Source organism: Leptospira inadai serovar Lyme str. 10 (assembly GCF_000243675.2).
Taxonomy (GTDB): domain Bacteria; phylum Spirochaetota; class Leptospiria; order Leptospirales; family Leptospiraceae; genus Leptospira_B; species Leptospira_B inadai.
Genome location: NZ_AHMM02000006.1, coordinates 306,795 through 331,943, shown reverse-complemented (window position 1 = coordinate 331,943; position 25,149 = coordinate 306,795). Strand labels below are relative to the sequence as shown.

Genomic DNA, 25,149 nt, shown 5'->3' with positions numbered 1-25,149 from the left:
TGTTGCATTTAAGCACAAATAAGGATCTCCCAGGTTCCTGGGGTTTCCTTCGAAACGCGCTATCCAACTTTACCCCGAGTATTCCGACAAGTGCATTTGTTCATTTCTACCTTGTCGATTCCAAGCTTCATCTTATCAGAGAGACTGGCTAATACCACTTATTTCTGTTACGAGGCTTCAAGCATTGGTTCGCTTTCGCTATGGCTCATTTCTTTGCTACGAGAGGCTTCCTTTGTTCCGTTACCGTTACAAAGGCTCTTTTCGCTACCTGCCGAATGAACAAGGAGCAGGATGGAGGCCTTCCCTCCATTGGAAATCCCAGACTTTGCCTGGCGCACCTGAAGACAGTAGCTGCTAGATGTTAGGAAAGTAATAGAGGAAGGAGGAAAATCCACTCTTAGCATAAAAATCTTTCTATAGTACGTGGAATCTCCGATCACCAATGTTCTGTCCTCAGTCCTCTGTCTTCTGTCCTCTGAAAGACAGATGCATTCGCTTTGCTCACGCTAGACAGTAGCTGCCCGATGTCGGAAAAGTTACAGGAGTAGGGAAAAATCCCCTGTAACCACAGGAATCTTTCTCCAGAACATGGAATCTCCGCTCATCAATGTTCTGTCCTCTGTCCTCTGTCCTCTGTCCTCTGAATCTCAGACTCCAACTGCATTACAAATTCTGCAAAGGAAAGGCTGATCGTCTCCTCCGATCCCCTCTTCCGAACCGCTACAGTACCCGACTCTTTTTCCTTTTCGCCCAAGACGAGTATATAATTAGCTTTTTTTAATATAGAATCCCGAATTTTAGATCCGATTTTTTCGTTACGAAAATCCGCTTCGACTCTAAAGCCCAGGTCTATTAAATTCTTTAAGACTTCTTGTCCGTACGGCTGAACCGTATCGGTCACGGTTAGGATTCGAATTTGGTTCGGAGAGACCCAAAGAGGGAATTTCCCTTCGAAGTGTTCCGTTAAAATTCCGATGAATCGTTCCAAAGATCCGTAAATGGCCCTATGAATCATCACTGGACGTTTTTTTGATCCGTCCGAATCGGTATAATCCAACTCGAAACGATCAGGCATGGAAAAATCGATTTGGATCGTTCCGCATTGCCACATTCTTCCGATAGAATCCTTAATATTGAATTCGATCTTCGGTCCATAAAAGGCGCCCTCGCCTTCTTTAATTTCGAAAGGAATTCCTTTCTTATCCAAAGCCTGCCTGAGAGCATTCGTGGAGAATTCCCAATCCTCGTCTTTGCCCTGAGATTTCTCGGGGCGGGTCGCGATATATGTTTTAAATTCAGTAAATCCGAATTTTCTATATACATGAAACGTAAAGTCGATGATGTCCACGACTTCCGATTCCATAAAATCAAGCGGAGTGTAAATATGAGCGTCATCCTGAGTAAATGCTCGTACCCTAAAGAGTCCGTGCAAAACTCCATGAAGTTCATGGCGGTGCACGCTGCCGAGTTCCGCGAATCGAAGCGGAAGCTCGCGATAAGAATGTAAATGATGCCTGTAAATCAGACTGCAGCCGGGACAGTTCATCGGCTTGATGGCGAATTCCTCTTCATCAATCGATACGAAATACATATTTTCGTAGAAATTATCCCAGTGGCCGCTTTTACGCCATAGCTCCGAGGATAGAACGGCGGGGGTCTTTATCTCCTGGTATCCTCGCTTAGCGCATTCTTTTCGAATATAGTCCGCCAGCGAATTCCAGAGGATCGTTCCTTTAGGATGCCAAAACGGAAATCCCGGTGCCTCGGGTTGAAACGAGAAGAGATCCAATTCCTTCCCGAGCTTGCGGTGATCCCTCTTCTTGGCCTCTTCCAATCGGAAGAGGTATTCGTCCAATTCCTTTTTGGAAGGAAATGCGACTCCGTAAATACGGGTCAACATTCGATTTTCTTTATTCGCTTTCCAATACGCCCCGGAAAGAGCGGTCAACTTAAACGCCTTTAGAAAACCGGAACGAGGGATATGCGGGCCGCGACAAAGATCGAACCATTCCCCCATTCCGTAGATGGAAACTTGTTCGTCGGGAATTTGACCGATAATCTCGATCTTATAATTTTCGCCCATCTTCTTAAAAACGGAAACGGCTTCTTCCTTATCCAAGACTTTACGAAATACTTCGTAATCGCTTTCCACGATTTTTTTCATCTCGACTTCTATCTTAGGAAAGTCTTCCGGAGTAATTACCGAATCTCCGAAATCTATATCATAGTAAAAGAAACCCGGCCCGTTTTCGATCACGGGACCGACCGTTAGCTTTGCATCCTTATATAGGTTTTGCACTGCCATCCCGAGTAAGTGAGCGGCGGAATGTTGAAAGGTTTCCCAACCTTCCTTATCTTGAAACGTGAGTACTTCCAGTCTTGCATCCGTATCGATGGTACGGCTTAAATCCAGAACCCGGGTTCCGTTTAAACGAACTGCCAAGGCCTTATTCTTTAAAAATGGGAGATTCGATTCTATAAATTCCTTATACGTGGAACCGATTGAGGCCTCTTTCTGGCTGCCGTCAGGCAGAACGAATTTTACGATCTTATTGCTAACTTCCACAGTTCTTTACCCAGCCCTTGTTCCATGACGCCAAAGGCGGGGTTTTTCCTCAACCATTTAGAACGCATAAGGTCATCCCGCTCGCCCTATCCTCCTAAGATCGAATCGGAATCGAAGCCTACTTCCTATTCTCTATTTCTCGATTGACCCCTATCTACGCCGGACAACCCTGTCCGTATATGAAAGCGTTCTTGGTTTTGGAAAACGGGGACGTATACGAAGGCGAGTCCTTCGGCTACGAGACCCAATCTGTCGGGGAAATCGTCTTCAATACGTCATTGGCAGGATACCAAGAAATTTTAACGGATCCGTCTTACGCCGATCAAATTATAACGCTCACCTACCCCATGATCGGAAATTACGGCATCAGTCCGGAATACATGGAATCTTCTAAGATCCAAGCAAGCGGGATGATCGTGAAAGAGTATGTGGATCGCCCTTCTAACTTCAAATCCGAAAAAACTCTCTCACAATTTCTGAAAGAATATAAAATTCCCGGGATTCAAGGAATAGACACCCGGAAATTAACTCGCTTTATCCGTACGAACGGCGCGCCTAACGGAGGCATCTTCGTAGCCGAAGAGTATTCGAATTCCTTTTTGGAGAAAGTGAAGAGGTTTCCGGGAATTGCAAACTCGGATCTCGCAAAAATAGTCAGCACCAATCATAAATACGAATTCGGGACCATAGAAGGGAAGAAATACAAGCTCGCAGTCTACGATTACGGGGTAAAAACCAATATTCTTCGGCTTTTAGATGCGGCAGGATTCGCAGTCACCGTCTATCCGGCGGAAACTTCTGCCGACGAAATTATGAAAGACGGGGTCGATGCATTCTTCTTGTCCAACGGCCCCGGAGACCCTGCCGCATGTACCTATGCCATCGAATCCACGAGAGCTATTTTGGAAAAAGGATATCCACTCTTCGGAATTTGCCTAGGCCATCAAATCATCGGTCTAGCCATGGGCAAGAAGACCGAAAAAATGAAATTCGGTCATAGAGGCGGAAACCAGCCGGTCAAGAATATGGCGACCGGCAGAGTGGAAATCACCTCTCAAAATCACGGCTTCGCAGTGGTCGCAAAATCCTCGGAAAAAGAACCGGTATCTTTCGTAAATCTGAATGACGAAACGGTCGAAGGGATTTTAAAATCCGGCTATCCTTTGCTCTCCGTACAGTACCACCCTGAAAGCGCCCCCGGACCGAATGATAGTAGGTATTTGTTCAAGAAGTTCTATGACTTAGTGGACTCCACAAAAAACGGATTAAAACTGACTAGCATACTATAGCGGAAGACTGAGGACGGAAGACAGAACATTGGCGAGCCGGGTTTCCATGCTATAGAGAAAAATTCTTATGCTAACAGTGGATCTTTCCTCGGCCCTTCTTTCTCGGTGTAGGAGTTCCAACATAAATCGTTTTTAAAAAAATTGTTGTCAGGGTAATAGAAATAATTATCTGTCCTCTGTCCTCTGCTTTCTGAACCAGCGAGTGAATTTTTCCACGCCACAGGCATTCAGGTGAGTGTAGTCTCCAAAAACGGAGATTTCGAAAGGTTCTTCCGGCTTTGTAAGCGGAATACCATCCGCCTTTAAAACGGTTTCGAATTGCGACAGAGCATTATCTCCTCCGATGGCAACAACAAAGTCGGGGCGGGAAGGAATCAGCAACACCTCGAAAGGAATATTTTCTTTTTGTAATATTTTAAAAATCGACCTCCAGGCCGCAAGCGAGGAAGCACGTATTTTTTTATAATTCGATTCCCAGCCCCGGCCCGGCAAGGCCTGAGGAGAATCGTTCGGAACGCACTTGCCCGTGTACGTCTCCGAATTATTCCATTCCAAAAATCCGTCGTTTCGCTCCAACTCCGCGACGAGTCGTTCATTCTTATCCCGGTTCGCCTTCCATCGCTCGATCGGATTTATGGATAAAATTTCCGATAGTCTAGGGTCCGTCTCCGGAAATTGCTCCGTCTTAGGAATCGTGCGAATTTCCGAAGAAATCGCCGAATTCAATTTCATCAAAGGGAATATTCTTGCCAGAGCGAAAAATAAAGCGTCTCCTATATTCCGAAAATAAAAAGTTCTCTCCTGAGAATTCCAATACATGCTCCAACGAAAAGAATCGTAATTCAGCACGAGGGAACGATGAGCCGGAACGATGTCCACATCCGCCGTATTGAAGTAGTTCGCATTCAGGAATACTCTTTCGGGTCTTAATCCTGACGAAAGAAGTTCCTTTATCCGAATCAGGATCCCTTCCGGTTGTTCCGAAGGTCGCGGTAAAAAAAGGATCCTTTTCCCTAGGGATCTTTGCAATTCCGTGGGATTTATACCGCTCATCAACTGGCTATCTCCCAGAAAAAGCCAAGTGGGTTCCTGGTTCTTTATCTCACCGTAAGCCAACCGCCTTTCGAAGCGTTTCCGCAACAGATCATACAAAAAAGCGTTCTTTTCCTGAAACGGCAACAAATATTCGAAAAGAAAATTGGACGCCACGATCAGCAAAAAAAGAAACGTCCCCAACCGAAGAAGTATTTTATGTTTCCTTAATTCTCTCATATCAAAACTGGAAATAGAAAAAGACTTTTTTCTCGAAAACGCCCGCGCTCATAAACAATAACGCGAATAAAAAGGCGATGACCGAATATTTTAAGAATGATTCGGACCGGCTCCAACCGGAAAAAAATTCATCCGAACCTCCGGCCCTGATTTGTAGAATATCCACGAATATTAACGGAATTCCGAAAAAGAGGACCTTGAACGCCAATTCCAGCGACCAATAATAACCGGAAAATGCGTTATGGAAATACGGAAGCCAATCGCTCGGACTTGTAATATTAAAAAGAATTAAACCGAACGAAAACAGAGTCCATGTCAGAACGGTCCCGACGAATCGACTCGTTTTTTGGACCCAGATATTCGAAGTCCATTCCGCACGACCCAAAGTCTTTGCACCGATTATATAGAAGGAAATCTGGAGTCCGCAAAACAAACCCCAAACTAAAAATCCATATGCCGCACCGTGCCATAATCCTCCCAAGAGCCAGACGAACATGATATTAAGGATCTGCCGAACGAGGCCTAAACGATTTCCGCCTAAGGGAATATATATATAATCTCGTAGCCAGCTCGATAAGGAAATATGCCAGCGCTTCCAAAACTCGGTGGGATTCGAGGCGAGATAAGGAAAATTAAAATTATTGGTGAGTTTAAAACCTAGCATCCTCGCCAATCCTCTCGCTGCATCCGTATAACCGGAAAAATCGGCGTATAATTGTAAACTCATCACGAAAGCCAACCACCACACGATTCCGTCGGGCCAAACGACTCCCGGTTGCAGAACTTTTTCCACAAAGAAGAGCAGATTGTCTCCGACAAAGACTTTCTTAAAAATCCCCCAAGAAAACAGCCATAACCCGGCCCAGACTTCCTCGTTTTCTATCATGCGAGGATTTGCGATTTGAGGAAGCAGGGAATTCGGTCTTTCGATCGGACCGATCAGAAGCAACGGAAAAAATAAATCATAAACGCAAAATTGTACGAGATCGGTCGAAGCCCGAATTCGATTGATTCTGATTTCGACGATATAACTTATATTATGAAACGTATAAAAGGAAATCCCCAAGGGCAACAAAAGCTTCGGTATCCGAATTCCTTCTCCACCGAACATAAAAACTAGATCGTTCCATATTTGGGCGCCGAAGGAACTATACTTAAAGACACCGAGAAGAGCGAGATTCGATCCGATTAGGATTCCAGCGACCAAACTTTTGCGCGAATCGATTGCTTTAGAGAGCCAAAGTCCTCCGAGAAAATTTCCGAGAACCGAAAATACCAAAATCAAGGTCGGCTGCCAACCCCAGGAAACGTAAAACGCCAAGCCGGAAACTAGTAGTAAAAGATTCTGACCCCGAGTATTAAAGCGATTGTATAGGAAATAAACTACTCCGAAGAAGAGTAAGAATCCCAAGGAGTGAAATAGCATAAGAAAATTACGATTCTTCGATCAGTTCAAGTAATCGTTCTTTTTCCTTCGTATCAGCCGGGAAACATAAGGTCTGATTGGCGGTCGAAGTTTGGAAATCTTTGCTTTGACGATCTAGTTCAACGATTCGATTCCGAATTTTACGCACTACGATCTGAGTCTCCTCTCTGTCCTTACCGTCCAATACTACGACATATTTGCCTTGTCCGACCCTATAGCAATAATCACTCTCTCCCAAATTTTCTCGGATTGCGTTTCTTAATTCTTCGCAGTAATAGGCAAAATAACCGGCACCCTTCATTCTAACCACTCGAGTCGCATTCTGAACCTTGAAGACCGTAAGGCTAAACGGGGTTCCGATCTTAGAAGCACGCGCAATCGCTTCGTTAATCTTGGATTCTACCGGGCTGAACGGATCTCTGAACACGGCGTCGCGTTCTTCCAACATCAATAAATTGGAAAGGATGGGGGCCGTTATTTCGGAAATACCGACCGCGGATTCTCGATCGGTATCGGTCCAAGGAGATTCCGTTTCGTGAATGACTAGCATTCCGACCAGCCAATTCAAATTTAAAAACGGGAGAATATCGAACTCGCGCATCAGTCCTAATTCGTCGTTCGTCAATTGAGCGAGCAGTTCCGGATTTTTTCTAAAATTTGCGATCCTAAAAACTCCCGGAACATTCGCGACGATCCCGACTAGATTGGAATCTAATCCTAATCTAAATTTTCCGATCGTATCCGGAGTCAATAGGTTCGTTCCAAAAATCTTATATTCTTTTCTGTTTATCCGATCCAAAAGAAGTAAAGTCCATCTTCTCAATCCGAGTTCTTTCTTCAGGATTTCGATCAATCGATCGTAAGCCTCGTCCATATCGCGAACTTGAGCCAAATCACGAGCAGTCGATAAAATTCTTTCGTTACTTTTTAAAACTTCCTTTAGATGATCGTTTTCCTGATGGACAGCTTCCGAGTCCATAATGCGCCGAAAAACCGAGCCGGAGATCTCGCCTACGATCTTAAGAAATTCGAGGTCCTCTATCGTATAATCTTCGCCGGCAACCGTTTTAGTAAGAAGAATGATTCCGTAAAATTCCTCGTGATTCCGAATCGGCACTAGAAGTTCGGCGGAAGTTTTTTCCAAAATTTCCTTTTCCTTCCTAGGAACGAGCAGCGTAAGCATCTCTTTCGCATAAATTACGGAAGGAGCGCGACGGACTGCTTGGTAAATTTCATCGCCCGATTCCAATACCCAGCTCGGATCCGCATCCAATCCTTGCGCGTCCACGACTCTTAGTGCGTCAAAATCACCGTTGGTAGAAGAGAAAATCACGACGGCTTCGGCTCCGATTTGGCCTAAAATCGAATAGGATAGGTTTTCAAAAAAACTAGTAAAGTCCTTGGACGCGGCAATTTCTTTCGAGATCTCGAAGACAGACAGATAATTTTCAAGTTTCTTCCGAGAAGCGATCTGTAAATCGATGGGCAACGTGGAATAATCGGAGTCGTCGTCAAAAAGGAACTCGGCTTTTTCGGTTTCCTCCTGCTCTTTACGATGAGGACGATTCGCTTCCTTAACCGCCTGCGTCTCAGCGTCCTTAATCCAATCCGAGAATGGATCCTCGATTTTGTCCGCCTCGCCTAACGATTCCGGTTCGGAAATCGGGGATTCAAGTTCAACCTTTGCGGGCGCTTCCGTCTCATCGGGCTCGAAGGAAGGCAAATCGTTAAACGAAGTATCGGGGGTATGACTTGGCGCGAACGACTCTGCGTCATTTAAAAGCGGATCTTCTTTTTCCGAACCGATCTCCAAATCCTCGAACGTAGAATCCGGAAAATCGATTTCGGGAAGTTCCGAGTCCGGCTCTCGATCCTCATCTATCGGCTCGAATTCCGAATTCGGAGCGAATTCCGATGCGGCGTCGGGGGAATCGTAGGAAAATTCGTCTTCTGCGGACGCGGACAGGGGAGCCGGTTCGAATTCCGCCGGGTCTCCGTACGCCGAGTGGAATTCTTCCGGTTCTTTTCTACCGGTGAATTCCTTTGCCTTTTCCAAAAGACCTTTGGCCCTGGCTGCCATGGACTTTCTTAATAAGGAGGGTTTTTCGGAAACCGCCGCGGACTTCGAAGGCAAACCGGAATCTCCGGCCGGAACAGCCGTCTCGGAACGAATCATACGACTGACTTTGTCTAGAAGACCCATAGTCGTCAGACGCCGATTTGTTTCATTAATTTCTTATAAAGTTCGAAGTAGTCGGAACGAGAGAATTCCCGAATCATATCGTCCGGTAAATTACCTAACAATTCGTCGAGATAAAGCAGAATTCTTTTCATCTCTTCTTGAGAGGGTTGGACTTCGCTTGCATCCGCGCCAGTAGGAGTTCCCTCGTTGGCAGGAGCCGCAGTCTGACGAATTTCTTCGATAGGAGATAATTCTCCTTCGTCGGCGAATTCATCCAGTACGATAAGCAGTTCCGGATCCGGTGGTAACGCCTCGATCGTCGGTATACTGTCGAGATGACCTTCTTTTTCCGAAAAATTCAAATCCGCAATGAGAGCCTCGTCCCCGGTAGCGCCTAACGCATCCAAATCGGAAGCAGGAGGAGGCTCGGAAAGCAATGCGTCCAATTCTCCAACTTCCATACCCACCGGTTCTTCATCGGCCAGTAAATTACCCAGCTCGTCGTCCGAAAGAGTGATCGGTTCGTCGGCTTCTTCTCCCAGATCCCAGTCGGAAGGGGCAACCGGTTCGATCTCCGACAATTCGTTCAAATCCGCAACCGGTCCGTCCCAATCTATATCGTAATCGGTTTTAGGTTCCGAAGACATTCCGAGTTCGTCCAACTCATTGATCGGCAACGCGATCGGCCCGCCTTCGTCTTCTTCCTCCGGCATGAACTCGGAGGCTGATTCCTCTTTTCCTTCTTCGGATAACAAATTACCTAATTCGTCTTCGGAAAGGGCAATCGGTTCGTCGGCTTCTGAGAAGAAATCGGGTTCGTTCGCTGCGGACGGCATCGTCTCATCCGCGGATGATAATAGATCCCCTAATTCATTATCCGAAAGAGCGATCGGTTCGTCGGCCTCTTCGTCGGAAAGAAGATCCATCTCTTTCATCGGACGTTCCGTTTCTTGGCCCTCATCGATATCGGAAAAAGATAGATCTCCGAAGTCCGGTTCTACCCCAACTTCCGCAACTTCTTCTTCTCCGGAAGAAAGTAAGTCCCCCAATTCGTCGTCCGAAAGAGCGATCGGTTCGTCGGCCTCTTCGTCGGAAAGAAGATCCATCTCCTTCGTGGGATGTTCCGTTTCTTGGCCCTCATCGATATCGGAAAATGATAAATCTCCGAAGTCCGGTTCTACCGCAACTTCCGCAGCCTCTTCTTCTCCGGAAGAAAGTAAATCTCCCAATTCGTCGTTGGAAAGAGCAATCGGCTCCTCCGATTCCCCCTCCTCCGTTAAAAAGTCGGATGCAGGAATTACATCCTCATCCCCTACCTCATCCAACACTCGAGGCGCGAACGGATCGTTTTCATCTTCCGAAATCGCAAAATCACCGAATTCGTTAACAGGTAGAGATATCGATTCCTCTTCGTCCGAAAGGGTCGGTGCCTCCAAGTCGGCTCCGAAATCGAAGTCGGAAGCCGCAAGTTCGCCCATAGCTAGGTCCATTTCTTCTTCCGGAATTTCCAAATCGTTTAAAGAGAGTGAGGCGGAAGGTTCTTCCGATCCCGAAGATAGTAAATCGCCTAATTCGTCGTCCGAGAGAGCGATCGGTTCGTCGGAATCTTCTTCGGATAACAAATCTTGTTTCGGTGCTTCAAAGGAAAAATCCTCCGGAATAACCGGTGTCGGTTCCTCGGAGGAAGGCTCGAAATCCGCCCATCCCGCCGTGGACTGAGGCTCTTCCGGCGCGATTATATCCGGACCGAAATCGATTTCGGAGGCGGTGTCTTCGTCGGTCAGTAAATGGTCGAGTTCGTCGATCGAGAGAGCGATATCCCCTTCTTCATGCGGTTCTTCTAATGTGGAAGAAGTCGAGTCGAAGGCGGGAAACTCATCTCCGCCGATATCGGCAAAAGCGTCGTCAACCGTTCCATGCGACTCGATGATCGGCGGGGCTTCTCCTAATAGATCACCTAGTTCGTTGTCGGAAAGAGAGATCGGGCCTTCATCATCCGAAAGAAACTCGTCCTCGATAGCATGCGGAGCGGCCGGCCCGACCGTGTCTTCCGCCTCTTCTTCTTCCATATCGAAGTCGGCGAGATTTGCGCCTACATTAATATCTTGTAATTCATCATCGGAAAGAGAAATCGGAGTTTCGTCCTCCAGTTCCAGATCTCCAAGGCCCGTTTCGTGTTCCTCCGTCCCGAACGGTTCATCGTCGGAGTGAAACGCCGAGGAAGGAACTTCGCCAGGCTGAGAAAAATCGCCCAAATCCAAGGATCCCAAATCGGAAAACGCGTTTTCCAGACTCGATTCGGGTTCGATATCGGTGGCAGTGGAAGTCGTAGCAGCAGCATCTTTCCAGGACGGCGCCGTCGTTTTGGTCGAAGCGTTAGAATCATCCTCCTCTTCGATATCTAGGAGACGATCTATTTCCGCGTCGATCAGCGGATCGGTCAGCTCGAAGTCGAAATCCTCGTCAAGATGGACTTCCTCATCCAGCTCATTTAAATTAATGCTTAGATCACTATCGGTAAAATCCTGGGCAGGATCTAAATCGCCGAATGCCGTAGGAAACTCTTCTCCGGAAGACGATAGTAGCTCCTCGAAACCGCCTGGATCCGAAGTCTCGGTGATCGGTACGGAATCGAAGTCAAAGGCCGAAGAATCATCACCCGAAGAAAGAAGAGAATCTATATCATCCAAACTCATTTCATTCGGATCAAATTCATCCTCGCTTCCTTCCGGAAGATCCTTTCCTTTATTTATCCTAAAATCGTCCGCCATGCTTCCTACAATATATAACACTTATACCGGAAGATCCCTAAATTTCCAGGGAAATACAATCCGAAAATTATCTCATAGACATCTCATGAGTGAGAGTCCGTATGAGTTCTTTCTTCTTCCCGCGATGCCTTCGGAAAGAAGAGTTCTTATACTGATTTTCGGAATATGGGGACCCTAAAAGTTAGCGAGAAGCCGCTAAAATTCGGGTTTTTGCCTTTTGGAGGAGGAGATTTTTCTCCTGAGAAAGCGGAAGAGCTTCCGCGTCTTCCAGGGCTTTTTTGGCGGCTTCTAAATCGATCTCTTCTTTCAAGCTACCGTGATCCGTTAAGATCGTAACATTATTATTGCGGATTTCAAAGAAACCGCCTTCGATCACCGCGATCTTCGTTTTGTTTCCTTGCCTGATTTCTAGAACACCGATTCCAAGTAAGGATACCAGTGATGTGTGTCCCGGAAGGACTCCGAAGAATCCCTCGCTTCCCGGAACAATCAGACTATCGGCATCTCCGGTATAGAGAAGCTTTTCCGGAGAAATAACGGAAACCGTAAGCTTAGGACTAGCCATTATGCCCTCAGGTTTTTGGATTTCTCGATCGCATCTTCGATGGTCCCGACCATATAGAAGGCTTGCTCGGGAAGATGATCGTAATTTCCGGAAATCACTTCTTTGAAAGAACGGACCGTATCTGCCAATTTGACATATTTTCCTGGGAATCCTGTGAAGACTTCCGCAACATGGAATGGTTGAGACAGGAATTTTTCGATTTTTCTGGCACGAGCCACAAGAACCTTGTCATCCTCGGAAAGTTCGTCCATACCCAAAATGGCGATAATATCCTGAAGATCCTTATAACGCTGTAGAATCCGTTGAACTTCTCGAGCCACACCGTAATGCTCTTGTCCTAAAACTTCCGCGTTCATAACCCGAGACGTTGAATCCAATGGATCCACGGCAGGATAGATTCCTTTATCGGAAATTGCGCGGGAAAGAACCGTAGTCGCATCCAAGTGGGCGAATGCCGTTGCAGGAGCCGGGTCGGTCAAGTCGTCGGCGGGAACATAGATGGCCTGAACCGACGTAATGGATCCTTTTCGGGTCGAAGTAATCCTTTCTTGGAGAGCACCCATCTCGGTGGATAGAGTCGGCTGATAACCCACTGCGGACGGCATCCTTCCTAAAAGAGCGGATACTTCGGAACCTGCTTGCGAGAAACGGAAAATATTATCCACGAATAATAGTACATCCGTTCCGATCGAATCGCGGAAATGTTCGGCCATTGTAAGTGCGGAGAGTGCAACTCTCAGACGCGCACCGGGAGGTTCGTTCATCTGGCCGTAACAAAGTACGGTCTTGTCTATGACTCCGGATTCCTTCATCTCGCGCCAAAGGTCGTTTCCTTCCCGGGTTCTTTCCCCGACTCCCGCGAACACGGAAAAACCTCCGTGTTGTTTCGCGATATTATTGATTAATTCTTGGATAAGAACGGTCTTACCGACCCCGGCTCCTCCGAAGAGTCCGGTCTTTCCTCCCTTGATGTAAGGAGCAAGAAGATCGATTACTTTAATCCCGGTTTCAAAGACTTCGGTGCGGGAGGAAAGATCTTCGTATCCCGGAGCGGCGCGATGAATCGGTTTGCGTTCTTTGACTTGAACGACCGGCCCCTCGTCGATGGCCTCCCCTAATACGTTGAAAATTCGGCCTAGAGTTACTTCGCCCACAGGAACGGAAATTGAAGTCCCAGTATCGATTACTTCCTGACCCCGAATCAATCCGTCAGTGGAAGAAAGGGCGATCGCGCGAACCGTCGCGCCACCTATGTGTTGCTGGACTTCCGCTACGATTTTTTCCTTCTTTCCTCCGCCAGAGGATTGAATTTCAAGTGCGTTAAAAATTTCAGGTAGGTGCCCGGATTCAAACTCGATATCCAGAACCGACCCGATGATTTGTTTGATCTTACCTTTGCTCATCCAAATAACTCCAATTCCAATAAAAACTAGTTTAGCGAATCCGCCCCTGCAACTATCTCCGAGATCTCCTGAGTGATCTTAGCTTGACGAACACGGTTGTATCCACGGGTCAAGACCTTGATCATGTCGGAGGCCGCGTCGGTTGCGGACTTCATAGCTATGCGCTGTGCGATCTGCTCGGAGCAGTTCGCTTCCAGAATCGCCTTTAAAAATGCCGTCTTAACTACCAAGGGGAGTAGAGATTCCAAAATACTTTCGGGACTCGGTTCATAGACCACGCTGTCCCCGACAGAGCTATCCCCCTTTGGCTCAAAGGGGAGGATCTTAGTTACTTCCGCAAGTTGGGAAGCCGAAGAATGATAAACCGTAGACACGATCTCGACCGAATCTACCTCTTCCTTCGCGAATAAATCCAGGAAAAATTCGGCAAATTCTTCCGCTTCCTTATATCCCGATTTGTCGTTGATATGGGTGTACGATTTCTCGATTTTCTCACCGGCAAATTTGAAGAAGGAAGTCCCCTTCTTCCCGACTACGAATAACCGTACATCGATGCCTTTTCCTCTTAATTCGAGAATTCGACTTTTTGCCAAACGGTTGGCGTTCGAGTTATAGCCGCCGCAAAGCCCTCGGTTTGCGGTAATTACCAGAAGCGCCACGCTGCGAATCGTTTGAGGTCTCCGCAAATACGGACTCTTGACCACTTCGGAAAGAGAAGCAAGAGATCCAACCATCTCCTTAATCTTATTGGAAAAGGGATGGGAAGCGTTTACCCTATCGCTCAACTTCTTGGATTTAGCGGTGGCCACCATCTCCATCGTCCGAGTGATCTTTCGGGTATTCTTAACGGATACGATCCGTTTTTTTATTTCCCTTTGTGTAGCCAAGATCTTCTCCCGCTTACTTTAGGTTCCTGACGAAGTCGCCAGCAATTTTGGAAACGACTTCACCGAGTTTGCTTTCGTCGGCTATTTTCTTTTCGGTGCGAATCGCCTGGAAGACTTCCGGATATTGTTCCCGAATCGTGTTTAAGAGATGGACGCCGAATTCGCGCGCCTTCGATACCGGAACCTTATCCATATGTCCGCGGGTTACCGCAAAAATTTCCACTACCTGTTCTTCTACCGGATATGGGTTCGATACGGGTTGCTTTAAGACTTCTACGATTCTGTAACCGCGATCCAACTGAGACTGAGTGATCGGATCCAATTCCGTTCCCAATTGGGCAAACGCTTCGAGTTCCCGGAACTGAGCCAATTCCAACTTCATCTTTCCGGCAACCTGTTTCATTGCCTTGATCTGTGCTGCGGAACCCACGCGAGATACCGAAATACCCACGTCGACGGCGGGTCTTACGCCCGAAGCGAATAAGTTGGACTGGAGATAGATCTGTCCGTCGGTGATGGAAATCACGTTCGTAGGAATATAAGCGGAAACCTCGCCTTCCTGCGTTTCGATGATCGGAAGCGCGGTCAAAGAACCGGCACCGTATTTCTCGTCTAGTTTCGCCGCACGCTCTAATAAGCGGGAATGAAGATAGAAAACGTCTCCAGGATACGCTTCGCGGCCCGGAGGACGACGAAGTAATAAGGACATTTGACGATAGGCAACCGCTTGCTTGGAAAGGTCATCATATACCACTAGGGTCGCCTTTTTCTCGTTATACATAAAGTATTCCGCAAAGGAGCAGCCGGAATAAGGGGCAATGTATTGCATAGGAGCCGGATCGGCAGCCGTTGCGGAAACCACGATCGTGTAATCCATAGCGCCGACTGCCTTGAGTTTTTCTACGGTAGTCGCTACTGTAGAAGCTTTCTGACCGATCGCCACATACACGCAGATCACGCCGGAACCTTTTTGATTGATAATCGTATCCAATGCGATGGACGTCTTGCCCGTTCCACGGTCGCCGATGATCAACTCGCGTTGGCCACGGCCGATCGGGATCATGGCGTCTATACTTTTGATACCGGTTTGCATCGGCTCTTCCACAGGCTGTCTCATCGAGATGCCTGGGGCAGGACTTTCCACAGGGCGAGTTTGCTTGGTATTGATCGGGCCTTTTCCGTCGAGTGGCTCGCCCAAGGGATTTACGACTCTGCCTAGAAGTTCAGGTCCGACCGGAACCTCTAGAATTTTATCAGTACGTTTTACGGTGTGGCCTTCTTGGATATTTTTATATTCCCCGTAAATGATCACACCTACGGAATTATCTTCCAAGTTGAACGCCTGTCCGCGAACTCCGTTTTGAAATTCAACGAGCTCTCCGGCCATGACGTTTCTAAGTCCGAAGACTCTCGCAATACCGTCCCCTACTTCCAGAACGGTTCCGACTTCTTCCACACTTAGGTCTTTTTTATAATTTAGAATTTCTTGTTTAAGAACCGACGCAATTTCGTCCGTTTTAATTTTCATACACAACTCCGACCGGTAGTTTAGTTTCCAGCAAGGCTTGCCTTACCTTCTTTAGCTGGTTCTTCATGGAAGAATCGATCGCCAGGTCATGGAAGCGGACCACAAAACCGCCGATTAGGCTCGGATCCTCCGTGGCTTCCAGAATGAAATCTGACTTGAATTTATCCTTTAGAACATCGCGCAATCTCGCCAGTTGCGCATCATCGAGAGCGGGATAGCTCCTTACTTTCGCACGAATCCGTCCTTTTTTCCGATCCAATTCCTCTTTGAAAGCGTCATGGATCTCGAATAAAAAGGAAAATCTCCCTCTATGCAATAACACTTGCAGAAAATTTAAAGTAATTTCCGAGATCTTCCCCTGAAACGTTTTGTTTAGGACGCGTTCTTTTTCGTCCATCGTCACGGAAGGGATCTCAAAAAAGTCGCGAAACGGATGTTCCGATTTTATGACTTGGATTACCGAGTCCAATTCTTGCTCGGCATCTTCCAGGGAAGCACTTGCGTCCGCAAATGCGGTAGCGTAGGTTTTGGGAATCGCGGAATAGCTCATATCAATTAAGCACTCAGTTTCTTGATCTTGCCTAGCTCGTTTTCGATGAATGACTCATAGTCGTCCGCTTTCAACTGCTTCTCCAGCACTAGGCCTGCGACTTGGACGGCCATGCCTACGATCTGCGCCTGGAGTTCCGCTAAAGCTTTGGATTTTGCCATCTCTATATCTCTTACTGCGCTATCCTTTAATTGCTTCACGTCTTTAGCTGCATCTTCTAACATCTTATTCCGCAGGTTCGTCGCATCCGATTTCGCTTCCGAAACGATTCCGTTTGCCTGATCGCGGGCTACCGAAATCTTAGCTTCGTAATCCTTGAGCAGTGCTTCCGCCTCCGAACGAATGTCCGCAGCTTTCCGAATATCGTTTTGAATGGTCTCGGCCCGTTCATCGAGCGCTTTGAGAATGACATCCCAGGCGAATTTCTTTAGGACGAGTACGACGATCCCGAATGTAATCAGGGTCCAAACAACCAGACCCGGATTTACGTCAAGAAGACCGTTTAGCCCCTTAGCTGCTAAGAGAAACAAGATTATTTACCTTCGGCTGGTGCGGAAACTGCGGTTTTAGCCTTTTCAACGCTGGACTTAACGGCGTCGTTTAAGGTTCCTGCTGCGAGGAATGCGATAACGAGAGCGAAAAGTGCGGCACCTTCGATAAGAGCTGCAGAAATGATCATCGCAGTCTGAATCTTACCACCGGCTTCCGGCTGACGACTGATGCCTTCTGCAGCGGATCCACCGATTCTTCCGATTCCTAAACCTGCACCGAGGATGGCGATTCCAGCTGCGATTCCTACTCCGATATATCCTAGTCCGAATTCCATATTGCTACTATCTCCTGTTTGAACTCACAATGATTAAAATTAATGCCTATGCATACTCAAGCCCACGAAGAGCGAAGTTAAAAGGGCGAAGACATACGCTTGCAGGAACGCCACGAATAGTTCCAAAACGTAAATCACTCCCGCTCCTACCATTGATACCGGGATAATTCCCCAGGCCCTAAATTGGAAAATAAAGCCCATCAATGCCAAAATAATAACGTGCCCGGCGGTCATGTTCGCTAAAAGACGCACAGTTAACGCGAACGTTTTTGCGGCCGGGGAAACGATAAACTCCAAAGGCCACATTAAGAAATATAGGGGCCAAGGAACCCCGTTGGGAACGGAATGAATCACGAACTTAGGTCCTTGGTATATAAACCCGGCAGCATAGATCAAGGCCATGGTCATCAGCGCTAAAGTCATGGTTACGGACACGTCGCCTGTTACAGTGATTCCGTTCCAAACTTTCGCGAACCAGATCGGTTCGTGATGAGCGTTAGCCGGAATAGAGGAAACCGCCTCGTCCGCCTCCTCTCCCACATGCACGTAACTATGTACAAATTCGGAACCCAGCTCGACGATTTCTCCGACGGGGGGAATCAGACCTAAGAGATTACAGAAAAGTATAAAAAAGAACAGAGAGAATATGTAATGGTAATAACCGTGTCCGTGGCCGTCCATATTGGAATCGACCACATCCTTTTTTAGGAAGTCGACGGAAGTTTCCACGACGTTTGCAAACCGGCCCTGCACTTTCAGAGGATTTTTGGAAATGATTCTGGCGGCAGGAATAAAAATTACGAATAATAAAAATGAAACGATCCACATCATGGTCACCCTGCGAGTGATATGCAGATCGAAACCTCCCACAAAATGGAACCTCTTATTATGGTGATGGTCGAAGAAAATAGCATCCTTGGAAGGATCGAACCCTAGTTGATCTTCATAGATCTTATGACCACCGATGTTCAAAGGAAACTCGGCGTGATCCATCAAGTGATGAACCAGAACTTCGTTTAAATCAAATCCCTCTCCGGCGGATTCGGACGCGAACGCAGGTAGGGCGGAAAGAAGTAGGATTGCAGCAAAGAGTCGTTTCAACATACGTTTAAAAGATGCGCGGTTTCCTTTTGTGGGAAACAGGTTTCCGGGAAGAAAACCCCGGGGTTCTAACGTTCAGCTCGGATCGGTCGAAAACACTTCTAAACGGCGCTCGTCCCTTCACCTTGCGAATACCAATATTAATATGTTCGCGAAATGGGCAATAAAAAAACCGATTACAAATCCTTCACGTTCCCCCATCCATAAAAACGTAAACAAACAAGCCGTATGAATGAAAAAAAATAGAACGTTCGTTCCTAATTGCGCGTTCACGCCGTCTATAGGATTCTTCAAAAGGATATAAAATCGGATCGAATAGGAGAAAAAAGAAAGGAGAAGAGATGAGACAACACCCTTCCAAAAACCGAAATTTAAGTCGGGTCCGAACAGAAATAAAGTAAGGGATGCAAGGCTTATTAGCAGCGCGCCGAAACCGTATTTTTTAGGATTGAATAGACCTTCTTGCATCGAAGGTAGAGCTACTTTTCCCCTCTCTCATGTTTTGCCACACGATAGAGAATGTAATAAATCCCGTACGTAAAACCGATCACGGAGCCGCCTAAAATTCCGAAGGGAGAGAACCCGAATTTGGAATCCAGATAATTCCCGATAAAGATCGATCCTACGAGGATAAAGCAAAACTCCATCCCAAGTCCGGCTAGCTCCCAGGGAGAGGCTTCTTTCGGCTTCTTAGATTCGGGCTCGGGCATACGTTTGCCTACTGCAAGATGGTCCCGATTCTGGCCCATCGAATTTCCATTCTAGGAATTCGATATAAAATCGTTCGGAGAATCCAATTGGCGGAAGGATCTCCACAGCTACTCTTTAGTTCGGAGCCTTCGTACTGTTCCGCATACTGGACGCCTTTTTCGGCTAATTCTTGACCGCTCTTGTACTGACAGACGGAATCTTTCCAATTTACGGAAAAGTAAATCATGGCGGCTTTTCCGAGCACATCTTCCCTAGGGACAAACCCCCAATATCTCGAATCGGATGAATCGGGGCGATTGTCTCCTTCCATCATATAATGATCCGCCGGAATTTCACAGCCGCTAGGTTTATAGCAATCGGACCCGTGATAGTAAAGGGAATCGCTTCCTTCTAAAACGTAATGCTCGAAACCGGGTTTTTCTTCTTTGTACAAGAAGCCGCTCAGCGCCCGCGTATTGTCCAGGTCATACAGCAAGGTGCCTGGTTGGACTTCCCTATATTTGTACTTGGTAAATTCGGAACTCCCTTTTTCCTTATACTCGATTGCAGAATACGTGGAATAGTGATTGTCTCTACGAATATTCGTCAAAGTGATTCGAATCGTATCCCCCGGTAAACCGATGACTCGTTTTACATAACGCTTAGGAAAAAACCCGTCCCGAGTATCGCCCGGTTCCGTCATGGCCCTTTGCGGAGGAATAAATGTTACGATATCCCCTCTTTTAGGATTATCGTATCGAAACAGCTCCTTTTCCGTAAACGGCATTCTAAAGGAATACCTCATCTTATTCACGAAAAGAAAGTCTCCGATTTTTAAAGTCGGGATCATGGATCCGGAAGGGATATTATTAGCATCCAACACCGAGGATTTAAATGCCAATACCAAAACTACGATTACGATGAATGAAAAAGTGGAAGATATCGATTCTTCTTCCACAAATCCTGATATTAGGCTTTTTTTAGACGGAATGCCCTGGGGCTCGCTCATAGGTCTATGGAAAGGAGATTAGGATTTCCCGTCAATCACGCACCAAAAATCCTTACGCTTTTCAGAGAAAGGACGATACTAGAAAGGTGAAAGAGCAGATTGACCGCAAAATCATCGAACTTCGCCGCTACCTTATTTCTTTGACGACGACCTATCCTATCGTCGGCTTAAAAGGCGGAACGGAAACCGAGGATATGGACGCCGAGGAAATCAGGATTCTCCACCTGGTTGCCAAAGACGTGGCGCCGGTAACGGTCAAAATCGGGGGACCGGAAGCGAGGACGGATATCCGAATGCTCGTAAAAGAGGAAATCGAAGGTATTTCGGCTCCGATGATCGAATCGGCCTACGCCCTCAAAAACTTCATCTCCACTCTCAGAAGTATGCTTCCCCCTGTTACGTTTCGAAAAGTATCCAAAGCCATGAATCTGGAAACGATTACCGGGTATAAGAATCTCCTGGAAATTGTGGATTCAAAATCCTTCGAAGAACTGGATCAGGTGACCGCGGCTCGATCCGATTTATCCGCTTCCATGGGCCTGATTCCCGATGACGAGGAAGTCATGAAAGTCACCAAAACGATCGTGGCGATTTCCAAGGATCGCGGTAAAAAAACCTCCGTCGGCGGAACGATTACGAAACAGAATTTCCGAAAAATTGCCGAAGAAATCGGACCCGATAAAATAAACTCCAGACACGTATGCGTGGATGCCAAACGGTCCGTAGAGAAAGGGGCCGAAGAAGTGGCGGAAGCTATGCTTCAGTTCGAAATCGAACTTTATGATCTTCTTTCGATTTTAAAACCGGAAAAAGCGTTCGCATATAAGAATCGCATGGAAACAAACCGTGAAAGAATTGGATCTCGCAAGGTTCTTTATTCCATCCGCTAAAAAATGGCGAAGGATACGCGAGACCTAATCCTAAAAACATCTCTTAGGCTTTTTTCGGAGCAGGGATATCATGGCACTACGATGCGGCAAATCGCGCAACGCGCCGGATTATCGTTAGGCTTAGCGTACCGGTATTTCGAATCCAAAGAATCCATTCTAGTAGGTATCATTCAATCGCATGATAAAATTCTAAAAAAGTATCTTCCCGAGAATCTTACCTCTCCCGACGATCGAAAAGAATTGATCGAATTCCTTGCCGGACAGATCATAAAACTGGTAAAGGAAAACGAAGAATATTTAAGACTCTATTGGAATCTGATGCTTCAACCCAAAATACATAGATTGAAGCGCCGGAACATTCATCTCGTAAATCTGATCTTTTACGAAAATTCAAAGAAAGTAATTCTCGCGTTAAAGCCGAACTATACCGAATTCGAAGTGAAAAATCTATCTTCTTCCACGATCGGCTATATGATCAATTATCTTACGAATAGGAAAGAATTCAGTTTGGAAGATTTTCGCGCTTATATCGTATATGCGCTCGAAAATACCTAAACCAACCTTTGGGAAAACCCGGATTTCTAATCGAATTCTATAAACGGAAGACGGAGGACGGAAGACAGAGGCGTTCGCTTTCAGAGGACTGAAGACAGAGGTCAGACGCGCTCGCTTCGCTCGCGCTAGACAGAAGCTGCTCGACATTGTAAAGGCAGCAGCGGCAGAGGAAAAGATCTACTGCACAGGAACTCCAACATAATTCGTTTTTGAAAAAATTGTTGCCAGGGAAATAGAAATAATTATCTGTCCTCTGTCCTCTGTCCTCTGTCCTCTGTCCTCTGTCCTCTGTCCTCTGTCCTCTGTCCTCTGTCCTCTGTCCTCTGTCCTCTGTCCTCTGTCCTCTGTCCTCTGTCCTCTGTCCTCTGTCCTCTGATATGCCAAATCTTTTACTTTACATTTAAATAGATATCATATATATAGTATATATGCATATAGATTCTCTCCGAGATTTTGCTACCGATTTATATCGCCCTATCCTGGGTTGGGATCGTAAGGGAATCGGTATGCTTATGGGCCGGGAAGGTATTTATCGCCTAGCATTGCGCTGGGAATATGCATTTGCGGCTTCCGGATTTAAGGTCTTTAACTTGGACTGTGCGATACGATTCAACCCGTTTACGATTACTGCGGAAACACGGAGGGATCGAGTTCCACCGGAGGAGCTCCTACAAAATATTTTAATCCAACGTGCCTTTACACCGTATCAGATTTTGGATTCATTATTATCGATTGTGAGAAACCGAAGAGAGGACACTATTTATTTTCTTTTAGCACCATGTAAACAATTCTTCGACGGGGACGTACAGGAAGAGGAAGGACGTTACTTATTGGATAAAATGCATTTGGTTCTGGAGCTCCTCAGGGACAAGGAATTACCCGTCCTAGTGATCGAATCTTTAGGGTATTCCCATCCCACATTCCAACGTTTTTTTCCTAAACTTATAGCGACAGCCGACGATCTCTGGGAACTCAAAATAGAAAGCGGTCACTCCTATTTAAAGACAAGAAAAGGCTTCTTGCATTCGGATAGAACGCTAAGTGCACCTTTAAAAAACGATGAAGAGGAATAAATATGGGAAGAACAGTCATCCCCTACTCCAGGCAAATGCAGCAAGTGGAATCCAGTTTGAACGAATTCAGAAGAGGCTTACGAAGGCCGGACCAGACGATTTTTGATGAGCTCATTCGGATCGCCAAAATGCAAGTGCAAGCCGGTGTTATGGCCTCGTCTCCTTATCCGATCGATTCCATGTTACTTACGATGGTCATAGATCTAAAAAAGGAAACGTCTCTCTTAAAAAGAGAAATCGAGAAATTGAAGAATGGGAACGCGGGAGATGCTTCCTAAGCGATCCCAATTCGCGAAAGGTTATTTATTCGACGTATATCATACCGAAGATAAAATCTATCTCTGGATAAAAACATATACGGGAGAATCGCTTCTATTCTTCGATTCCTATCAACCGATCATTTATGCGAGAGGAGACGAAGGAATACTTAAAAAGTTGGTTCGAAGACTCTATGAACTGGATGCATTGGGCGATCATCCTCAGTACGAAGAGCGAACTCTTTTCTACGAAAATCGGACCGTTCCTGTTTTAAAATTAGTCATCTCTCGCCCTTCGATTCTATCAAGAATTACAAAAAAGTTATATGCACTTTATGGAAAATTCGATATCTACCATTCCGATATAGATGTTCCCACGAGCTATATGTTTCGCAAAGGCCTATTCCCGCTATGCGAAGTAAAATTGAGCTATATCCTCTCCGATAGCGGAAGGCAAATTAGGAAGATAAAATCCCGTTCTTCGGTTCCCGATATGGATTATAAAATTCCGGAATTTAAATCCATTTATATGAGATTGGAGAAAAGTCATAGGATAGGGTTTCAAAATAATCCGCTGATTCTGCAAACGGACGAACATTCCTATAGACTCGCCGAGGAAAATCCCAGGGAACTCCTAATCAAGATAGACTCGATCCTTCAAAAAGAAGATCCCGATATTATTTTTTCCTCTTACGGAGACCATGTCATTTTTCCTAAGCTATTCTCTTATGCGCAAAAAGTCGGTTTTCTTCCCTGTTTTGATAGGGACAAGACGGCCCCCATTCGTCGGCATATTACCACAAAAGGAACCAGTTACTTCACCTATGGCAATATAGTTTTTCGAGCACCTTCCTATCCTTTATTCGGAAGATGGCATATAGATTCCTCCAACAGTTTCGTTTACAAGGAAGCCTACTTGGCCGGAATCGTGGAATTGGCCAGATTATCCAGATTACCGATTCAAAGAATGGCGAGAGCTTCTACGGGTAAAGCCTTAACTTATATAGAAACGGACGTGGCATTACGAAGAGGATATCTTGTTCCTTGGCAAAAAAGTGCCGTCGAATCTCCGAAAACAGCGCTCCAATTATTAGAAGCCGACAAAGGAGGCTTGGTTTTTCAACCCGATATTTCTTTCGGGAAAACGGCCGAGAACGTTGCACAACTCGACTTCGCGCAAATGTATCCAAGCGTAATGGTATTACATAATATTTCTCCCGAATGCGTAAATTGTTCCTGCTGCGAATCGGATCCCAGCACTCCGATCGTTCCCGGTATCGGTTATCATATTTGTAATAAAAGAATCGGTATCGTTTCCGAAGCCTTAAAACACGTCTTGGATCGAAGGGCTTATTATAAACGAAAAGTAATCGAAAATGACGACAGGAGAGACGAGTACGACGCCAAACAATCCAGTTTAAAATGGATGCTGGTTACTTCGTTCGGTTATCTAGGCTATAGAAATGCCAAGTTCGGTCGTTTGGAAAGCCACGAAAGCGTTAATGCCTTTGCGAGAGAAAAATTGTTAGCGGCCAAGGAAGCGACCGAGGAAAGAGGTTACGTTTTCATACATGCAATTACCGATAGTATCTTTATCCGTAAGGAAGATTCGTCGCCTTTTACTTCCGAGGAATTAGAAAATCTTTGTTCGGAAATCTTTCAACGAACGAGTGTAAAAATCGAAGTAGACGGAATCTATACTTGGCTGGCTTTTCCACCCTCTTCTCAGGATCCCCACATGCCGGTTGCAAACCGATATATAGGGAGATTCGAATCGGGTAAATTGAAATTCAGAGGAATCTGCGCTCGAAGAAAGGACCTTCCAATATTTATTCGAACCGCTCAAACCGAAATGCTGGAATGGATGCGCACAAAAGTCTCAACCCTGGATTTAAAACATTCAGAAAATGATATATTATCGATTTATTCTAAATATGATTTCTTGCTAAGACACGGAAAAGTCGGCTGGAAGGAGTTATTAATAAAAAGGTCGACTACAAAAGATTTGGAAGAATACGAAGTAGATAGCGCAACTTCGCTATCCCTGCATAAACTTCGTGAACTGGGAATGGAAGTCCAGGCCGGAGAAAAAGTCAAATATCTGGTCCTGAACCAAGCCTCGAAATCCAAAGGGCTCAGGTACACTCCCGAAGAAGAACTTCAACTTTCCGACAAACAAATCCATTACGATAAAAAATTCTATCGCAAACTTTTAGTAAACGCATTTAGGGAAGTTTGGTCCGAATTCTCTTCCTTTAACGATTTCGATTCTCTTATCGATGATCAAGGAAGACTTCCCTTTTAAGAGT

The 25,149-nt window shown here is 46.1% G+C and carries 22 protein-coding genes; 6 read left to right on the top strand and 16 right to left on the bottom strand.

The features are described from left to right. Window positions 1–604: 604 nt before the first annotated feature. Window positions 605–2,566, bottom strand: coding sequence for a threonine--tRNA ligase (thrS, locus tag LEP1GSC047_RS02195; protein WP_010412136.1), 1,962 nt, complete (start codon window positions 2,564–2,566; stop codon window positions 605–607). Between the two features lie 179 nt (window positions 2,567–2,745). Between thrS and carA the strand changes: the two genes are divergently transcribed. Continuing rightward, a complete protein-coding gene (gene carA / locus LEP1GSC047_RS02190; RefSeq protein ID WP_010412140.1) occupies window positions 2,746–3,855 on the top strand; it encodes a glutamine-hydrolyzing carbamoyl-phosphate synthase small subunit in 1,110 nt (369 codons plus the stop codon). Window positions 3,856–4,020: 165 nt separating this feature from the next. Here the strand turns inward: carA and LEP1GSC047_RS02185 are convergent, their stop codons facing one another. From LEP1GSC047_RS02185 to lepB, 15 genes are all read right to left on the bottom strand, one after another. Then, complete coding sequence (locus tag LEP1GSC047_RS02185) at window positions 4,021–5,127, bottom strand: hypothetical protein (RefSeq protein ID WP_020988059.1); 1,107 nt, start codon at window positions 5,125–5,127, stop codon at window positions 4,021–4,023. A 1-nt stretch (window position 5,128) separates the two neighbouring features. After that, window positions 5,129–6,553: an MBOAT family O-acyltransferase gene (locus tag LEP1GSC047_RS02180; RefSeq protein WP_010412146.1), complete on the bottom strand. Its 1,425-nt coding sequence runs from the start codon at window positions 6,551–6,553 to the stop codon at window positions 5,129–5,131. 7 nt (window positions 6,554–6,560) lie between these two features. Continuing rightward, window positions 6,561–8,756 carry a GAF domain protein gene (locus LEP1GSC047_RS02175; protein WP_020988114.1) on the bottom strand — a complete coding sequence of 732 codons (2,196 nt, stop codon included), beginning with the start codon at window positions 8,754–8,756 and terminating at the stop codon, window positions 6,561–6,563. 5 nt (window positions 8,757–8,761) lie between these two features. Then, window positions 8,762–11,506, bottom strand: coding sequence for a hypothetical protein (locus LEP1GSC047_RS02170; RefSeq protein WP_010412154.1), 2,745 nt, complete (start codon window positions 11,504–11,506; stop codon window positions 8,762–8,764). Window positions 11,507–11,687: 181 nt separating this feature from the next. Then, window positions 11,688–12,071: an ATP synthase F1 subunit epsilon gene (atpC, locus tag LEP1GSC047_RS02160; protein WP_010412158.1), complete on the bottom strand. Its 384-nt coding sequence runs from the start codon at window positions 12,069–12,071 to the stop codon at window positions 11,688–11,690. Then, window positions 12,071–13,474, bottom strand: coding sequence for a F0F1 ATP synthase subunit beta (atpD, locus tag LEP1GSC047_RS02155; protein WP_010412161.1), 1,404 nt, complete (start codon window positions 13,472–13,474; stop codon window positions 12,071–12,073). Before atpD ends, atpC begins: the two co-directional genes overlap by 1 nt. A gap of 26 nt (window positions 13,475–13,500) precedes the next feature. Continuing rightward, on the bottom strand, window positions 13,501–14,361 hold the full coding sequence (gene atpG, locus LEP1GSC047_RS02150; protein ID WP_010412164.1) for an ATP synthase F1 subunit gamma: 861 nt from the start codon (window positions 14,359–14,361) through the stop codon (window positions 13,501–13,503). Between the two features lie 13 nt (window positions 14,362–14,374). Then, entirely contained in the window at window positions 14,375–15,889 is a 1,515-nt protein-coding gene (gene atpA / locus LEP1GSC047_RS02145; RefSeq protein WP_010412167.1) for a F0F1 ATP synthase subunit alpha, read from the bottom strand. Continuing rightward, a complete protein-coding gene (atpH, locus tag LEP1GSC047_RS02140) occupies window positions 15,879–16,439 on the bottom strand; it encodes an ATP synthase F1 subunit delta (RefSeq protein ID WP_010412171.1) in 561 nt (186 codons plus the stop codon). The genes atpA and atpH overlap by 11 nt, the downstream gene beginning before the upstream one ends. 5 nt (window positions 16,440–16,444) lie before the next feature. Then, window positions 16,445–16,969: a F0F1 ATP synthase subunit B gene (locus LEP1GSC047_RS02135; RefSeq protein WP_010412175.1), complete on the bottom strand. Its 525-nt coding sequence runs from the start codon at window positions 16,967–16,969 to the stop codon at window positions 16,445–16,447. Between the two features lie 2 nt (window positions 16,970–16,971). Further along, a complete protein-coding gene (locus tag LEP1GSC047_RS02130; protein WP_010412179.1) occupies window positions 16,972–17,265 on the bottom strand; it encodes an ATP synthase F0 subunit C in 294 nt (97 codons plus the stop codon). A 39-nt stretch (window positions 17,266–17,304) separates the two neighbouring features. Then, the gene (gene atpB / locus LEP1GSC047_RS02125) at window positions 17,305–18,369 is read right to left on the bottom strand and encodes a F0F1 ATP synthase subunit A (protein WP_010412181.1); all 1,065 of its coding nucleotides are present in this window, start codon (window positions 18,367–18,369) and stop codon (window positions 17,305–17,307) included. A gap of 117 nt (window positions 18,370–18,486) precedes the next feature. Continuing rightward, window positions 18,487–18,834, bottom strand: coding sequence for a hypothetical protein (locus LEP1GSC047_RS02120; protein WP_010412184.1), 348 nt, complete (start codon window positions 18,832–18,834; stop codon window positions 18,487–18,489). A gap of 11 nt (window positions 18,835–18,845) precedes the next feature. Further along, window positions 18,846–19,076: an AtpZ/AtpI family protein gene (locus LEP1GSC047_RS02115; protein WP_010412186.1), complete on the bottom strand. Its 231-nt coding sequence runs from the start codon at window positions 19,074–19,076 to the stop codon at window positions 18,846–18,848. A gap of 8 nt (window positions 19,077–19,084) precedes the next feature. Further along, window positions 19,085–20,065, bottom strand: coding sequence for a signal peptidase I (gene lepB / locus LEP1GSC047_RS02110; RefSeq protein WP_020988082.1), 981 nt, complete (start codon window positions 20,063–20,065; stop codon window positions 19,085–19,087). An 86-nt stretch (window positions 20,066–20,151) separates the two neighbouring features. Here lepB and LEP1GSC047_RS02100 point away from each other — a divergent pair, with 86 nt between their 5' ends. From LEP1GSC047_RS02100 to LEP1GSC047_RS02080, 5 genes are all read left to right on the top strand, one after another. Further along, on the top strand, window positions 20,152–20,955 hold the full coding sequence (locus LEP1GSC047_RS02100) for an aldolase/citrate lyase family protein (protein WP_010412194.1): 804 nt from the start codon (window positions 20,152–20,154) through the stop codon (window positions 20,953–20,955). Window positions 20,956–20,958: 3 nt separating this feature from the next. Further along, window positions 20,959–21,510 (top strand): TetR/AcrR family transcriptional regulator, encoded by a 552-nt coding sequence (locus tag LEP1GSC047_RS02095; RefSeq protein WP_010412197.1) that lies wholly within the window; start codon window positions 20,959–20,961, stop codon window positions 21,508–21,510. Window positions 21,511–21,938: 428 nt separating this feature from the next. Continuing rightward, window positions 21,939–22,583: a hypothetical protein gene (locus tag LEP1GSC047_RS02090; protein WP_010412199.1), complete on the top strand. Its 645-nt coding sequence runs from the start codon at window positions 21,939–21,941 to the stop codon at window positions 22,581–22,583. A 2-nt stretch (window positions 22,584–22,585) separates the two neighbouring features. Next, window positions 22,586–22,861, top strand: a complete 276-nt coding sequence (locus tag LEP1GSC047_RS02085) for a DUF8156 family protein (RefSeq protein ID WP_010412202.1) — start codon at window positions 22,586–22,588, stop codon at window positions 22,859–22,861. Continuing rightward, window positions 22,851–25,145 (top strand): DNA polymerase domain-containing protein, encoded by a 2,295-nt coding sequence (locus LEP1GSC047_RS02080; RefSeq protein WP_010412205.1) that lies wholly within the window; start codon window positions 22,851–22,853, stop codon window positions 25,143–25,145. The genes LEP1GSC047_RS02085 and LEP1GSC047_RS02080 overlap by 11 nt, the downstream gene beginning before the upstream one ends. Window positions 25,146–25,149: the final 4 nt, after the last annotated feature.

Coding starts and splice junctions, on each gene's coding strand:
- carA (WP_010412140.1), top strand. CDS start 2,746: ATGAAAGCGTTCTTGGTTTTGGAAAACGGGGACGTATACGAAGGCGAG.
- LEP1GSC047_RS02185 (WP_020988059.1), bottom strand. CDS start 5,127: ATGAGAGAATTAAGGAAACATAAAATACTTCTTCGGTTGGGGACGTTT.
- LEP1GSC047_RS02180 (WP_010412146.1), bottom strand. CDS start 6,553: ATGCTATTTCACTCCTTGGGATTCTTACTCTTCTTCGGAGTAGTTTAT.
- LEP1GSC047_RS02175 (WP_020988114.1), bottom strand. CDS start 8,756: ATGGGTCTTCTAGACAAAGTCAGTCGTATGATTCGTTCCGAGACGGCT.
- LEP1GSC047_RS02170 (WP_010412154.1), bottom strand. CDS start 11,506: ATGGCGGACGATTTTAGGATAAATAAAGGAAAGGATCTTCCGGAAGGA.
- atpC (WP_010412158.1), bottom strand. CDS start 12,071: ATGGCTAGTCCTAAGCTTACGGTTTCCGTTATTTCTCCGGAAAAGCTT.
- atpD (WP_010412161.1), bottom strand. CDS start 13,474: ATGAGCAAAGGTAAGATCAAACAAATCATCGGGTCGGTTCTGGATATC.
- atpA (WP_010412167.1), bottom strand. CDS start 15,889: ATGAAAATTAAAACGGACGAAATTGCGTCGGTTCTTAAACAAGAAATT.
- atpH (WP_010412171.1), bottom strand. CDS start 16,439: ATGAGCTATTCCGCGATTCCCAAAACCTACGCTACCGCATTTGCGGAC.
- LEP1GSC047_RS02130 (WP_010412179.1), bottom strand. CDS start 17,265: ATGGAATTCGGACTAGGATATATCGGAGTAGGAATCGCAGCTGGAATC.
- atpB (WP_010412181.1), bottom strand. CDS start 18,369: ATGTTGAAACGACTCTTTGCTGCAATCCTACTTCTTTCCGCCCTACCT.
- LEP1GSC047_RS02120 (WP_010412184.1), bottom strand. CDS start 18,834: ATGCAAGAAGGTCTATTCAATCCTAAAAAATACGGTTTCGGCGCGCTG.
- LEP1GSC047_RS02115 (WP_010412186.1), bottom strand. CDS start 19,076: ATGCCCGAGCCCGAATCTAAGAAGCCGAAAGAAGCCTCTCCCTGGGAG.
- lepB (WP_020988082.1), bottom strand. CDS start 20,065: ATGAGCGAGCCCCAGGGCATTCCGTCTAAAAAAAGCCTAATATCAGGA.
- LEP1GSC047_RS02095 (WP_010412197.1), top strand. CDS start 20,959: ATGGCGAAGGATACGCGAGACCTAATCCTAAAAACATCTCTTAGGCTT.
- LEP1GSC047_RS02090 (WP_010412199.1), top strand. CDS start 21,939: ATGCATATAGATTCTCTCCGAGATTTTGCTACCGATTTATATCGCCCT.
- LEP1GSC047_RS02085 (WP_010412202.1), top strand. CDS start 22,586: ATGGGAAGAACAGTCATCCCCTACTCCAGGCAAATGCAGCAAGTGGAA.
- LEP1GSC047_RS02080 (WP_010412205.1), top strand. CDS start 22,851: ATGCTTCCTAAGCGATCCCAATTCGCGAAAGGTTATTTATTCGACGTA.